Source organism: Planktothrix sp. FACHB-1355 (genome assembly GCF_014748295.1).
Classification (GTDB): Bacteria; Cyanobacteriota; Cyanobacteriia; order Cyanobacteriales; family Aerosakkonemataceae; genus Aerosakkonema; species Aerosakkonema funiforme_A.
On record NZ_JACJUP010000565.1, the window covers coordinates 1 to 4,285 of the forward strand.

At 39.7% G+C, this 4,285-nt stretch carries 1 protein-coding gene; it reads left to right on the forward strand.

Translation table 11 applies throughout. From position 1 onward, the window contains the following. Positions 1-70 precede the first annotated feature (70 nt). On the forward strand, positions 71-4,285 hold a 4,215-nt coding region (locus H6S82_RS20710; RefSeq protein WP_191056638.1), incomplete at its 3' end, for a S8 family serine peptidase.

Sequence of the window (4,285 nt, forward strand, 5' to 3'; positions counted from 1 at the left end):
GTGCGTATTCACAACTCAATTTTCCAGATATCTAGATGAAAACTCTGTGCGGCTCACCAAGGATTCATCAATGTCTACCTTTGATATCGGTTCCCTTAATAACTCTTATACAAATCAAGATACGGTTGGCGTTACTCAACCTGACGACACCTACAGCTTCACACTCACCGATACTCGTTATCTCAAATTATCGCTTACTGGGATTAGTAATCCTGTTGATTGGCAACTTAAAGATAATTTTGGAAAAACTCTGCACGCTGGATTATTTAACATAACCAATCCTGAAACTATCAACATTGATAATTTGCCAGATGGTAAGTATTTTTTACAACTATCTCAAACTGGCGAGAATACTAACTATACAATGAAAGTCGATCCGATCTCGAAGTTAGAAGTGGAATCAGGCTTTTTCACTGTTGGGCAAACGGGACAAGTAGGAGTTGATTACTTAACTGACGGTGGCAGTTATCAGGGAGAGTTGGGAATATTTAGCCTAACGGGAATAGAAACATTTATTCCTGGGTCTGAAGCTTTTACTAAAGAAGTAGCGCGGCGAATTCTTAGTAATTCTATAGAAGGCCATATAGTAATTACGGACACTACAGAAGGTGCAAGATTTAGCCCTACTTTTCCTTGGGGAGATAACCACAATCGTGGCGAATATAAAGGTATAAAAACTTTTGCGATGAAACCAGGGGATAAATTTGGCTTCATGCTTGTGCCTAATGGTAGCGTACAAGAAGTATTTAGTAACCCGAATATTGGTGGCGCAAAACGTCCATTATTTTCCATAGCTACTGCTAACCCATTAGATGATTTTTATGTTGGCCAAATTGCCGATGTAATTGGTGATGGCAAAACATTTGTGATGGAGGATAAGCGAGTTGATAGCGGCTCGGATAAAGATTATAACGATATAATTTTTCGGGTTACTGGTGCAACAGGAATTGCTATTAAGCTTGATGAAGTAATTGCTCCAGCTAAGGACTGGCGCGATACAAAAGTAGGAGAAGATTTACGTAATTACATCAACACACCTCCTAAACTTTTGCAATTTAATACTCAGCAAAATTACAAGGTGGGTGAAGCAATTAAATTGACAGATGCTAAGGTTTGGGATGAAAATGGAGATTTAGACAAAGTAAATTTTTGGTTTAAGAAAGATAATAGTGATTGGAACCGAATCGAGAGTATTGCTAACAATTTTACTTTTGATGAAGATTGGGCTACATTTAATTATTCTTGGATGCCGGAGCAACCGGGTAATTACCAAATAAAAGCGGTGGCGATCGATAAACAAAAGCAGGAGAGTAATGAAGTAATTAAAACTTTCCAGGTTGCGCCTGCCAATGTGTCACCAACGAATCTCGAATTTACTATACCAGCAAGTATTTATTTTGGCGATACGCCAACGTTAACAGGGAAAGTTTACGACGAAAATGGAAGTAGTGACCTTAAAACAGTAGATTTTCGCCTACAAAAGGATGACGGTAACTGGCAAGATATTAGCGATGTAACTACTTTTACACCTGATATTACAGATAACCGTTGGTCAACATTTAGTTATACCAATTTGAGTGGGTTAGAGGTGGGAAATTATCAGATGAAAGCAATTGCTTATGACAGTTTCGATCGAGGAAGTAACGAAATAATTCAAAACTTTTCTGTTGTTACCAAAGCAGTCAAACCAATTCCTAACAAAGCACCTCAATTGTTGCAGTTTAGTTTATTGCCAACTTACCAAGCAGGCAGTTCGATCGCTATAAATCGTGGTAAAGTTTTTGATGAGGATGGAGCCACCGATCTGAAAAATGTACATTTTAAATTGCAGAAAGATGATAATAATTGGAATGAGTTTGATTACGATGTATTTACACCTGATAGTCAAGGGAATGGATGGGCTAGTTTTAATTACTTTTGGAGTGGGTTAGCACCAGGAAATTATAATTTGGAAGCGCTCGCTTACGATAAAGCAAATGCTGAGAGTAACAAAGTAGTTCAAAACTTTACTGTAGAAAATATTTTACCACCGCCAGCGCCACCGCCACCGCCTCCACCACTGCCAGCGCCACCACCAATTAACAAACCTGAATTTTTACAGTTCAGAACTATGCCATTATACACGAATGGTGAAACATTAAGCTTTAGCGGTGCAAAAGTTTTCGATCGCGACGGTGCTAACGATATAGATAAAGTATTCTTTTGGCTAGGGACGATTGATGGCCAAAAAGTTGATACCATCACGGTAGATCGGTTTACTGCTGATAGTAAAGGATGGGCAAGGTTTGATTTAAACTACAATTTGAGTAAGCTAACACCAGGGCGCTATCAATTGTGGGCGATCGCTCGCGATAAAGCAGGAAATGAAAGCGATCGAAATATCCAAAACTTTTCTGTAATTACAGATCCAGGTGATAGTGGATTATCAGATTCCGTGAAGATTGCGATCGCGCGATCGGCTGATTTAAAAAAATACGATCCAGAACAATTAGCCAAAACGCGAGAATGGGTAGTTTGGGTAACACCAGATAGATATTCATTAGATTTAGCTGCACTTGCTGGCGCTGAAGATTTAGGAAGTACTGGATATATTCCTAACACTTATATTTGGAAATTCTCCGAAAACGATACTCCTGATATCGTACAGCCGCGATTAGATACAATTCCAGGCGTAGAATTTGCTTATCCCTTAGTTCCCAAACAAGTAACATTGTTATCTGAGCCAGAAAAAGAACCTTTGGTAAAAGATGTGGTAAAAGTTGGCAGTCAATGGCATTTGCGAAGCGATTTTCTTCCTAGTGCAGATGCTAATATTACGAAGACTTGGGGTATTTCTCTTCCTGGAAATCCATCTCAAAAAGTGCGAGGAAAGGGAGTTGTAATTGGAATTGTCGATGATGGCTTTGATTACGAGAGGCACCCAGATTTAAAAGAGCGTTTCTTGCCAAATTTGAGTTGGGATTTCAACGAAAATGATAATAGTCCATTACCCAGCTATAAGGCTACTCTTATCAAGGATTTAAGCCTATCACCGCGAGGTCGCATTCAAGATAATATATTGGGGCAAGATTTCCCTCTTGATGTTGCTTTAACTGGAGTAGTAAAAGACATTAATGTAGGTTTAAATATTACTCATCCCTACGTCAGCGATTTAGAAGCTTCGCTATTGAGTCCAACAGAGCCTATTTACAATCCAAATGAAGGTCTAGGCTTTACTTCACCCCGAAGAATCTGGGGGGGAAATGGTTCAGAAGACCAGATTGGACTATTTGATGATGTGGGAGGCGATGGTGACAATTTCATTAATACCATATTAGATGACCAAGCAACTATCCGCATTAATCATGGAGTTGCACCATTTACGGGTCGGTTTATCCCGCAAAGTAAGATACCTGGCCCTGGCTTAGATTATTTTAATCAACAATGGGCATCAGGTTTCTGGAAATTAAGAATGGCGGACGATTCGTCGGGAAATAAGGGTCAACTTAATCGCTGGTGGCTAGAGTTTAACACCTATAATCCGCATGGAACTGCTGTAGCAGGAATAGCATTAGCTAGCGGCGATAACAACTTTGGTGGAAGTGGGGTAGCACCGGAAGCAAATTTAGCTGGACTGCGATTAATTGCAGATCAAGTAACTGATAAACAAATAGCTGATGCTTTATCTTTCAAAAACCAAGATATCGACATTTACAACAATAGTTGGAAGGTAGAAAACGCCTTTACGACTTCGCCATTAAATTTAATGGCAATGGAGCAAGCTGTCAAAACAGGTCGAAATCAACTTGGCAATATTTACGTGTTTGCGGGTGGTAATGATCAACAACATGGAGGTAATGTAAATTACAATGGTTTTGCTAATTCTCGCTATGCCATCGCAGTTGGGGCAATCAATAAGGATGGTGAGCAAACTACCTACAGCGAACCAGGAACACCACTATTAGTTTCAGCTTACTCCAGTAGCCTTGGAGAAGGACGAAGTATTACCACAACCGATTTAGTCGGTGCAGATGGTTACGATCCGGGAGATTATACTACAAGTTTTGGCGGCACTTCTGCTGCTGCACCTTTAGTATCTGGTGTAATTGCTTTGATGTTAGAAGCTAATCCAAATTTAAGCTGGCGTGACGTACAGCATATTCTTGCTAAAACTGCTAATAAAAATAACCCGGAAGACGAGAAAGGCTGGGTACAAAATGGAGCAAAACTTTGGGTTAATGATAAATACGGTTTTGGAGCAATTGATGCTTTTAAAGCTGTCAATACTGCTGCCACTTGGACACCT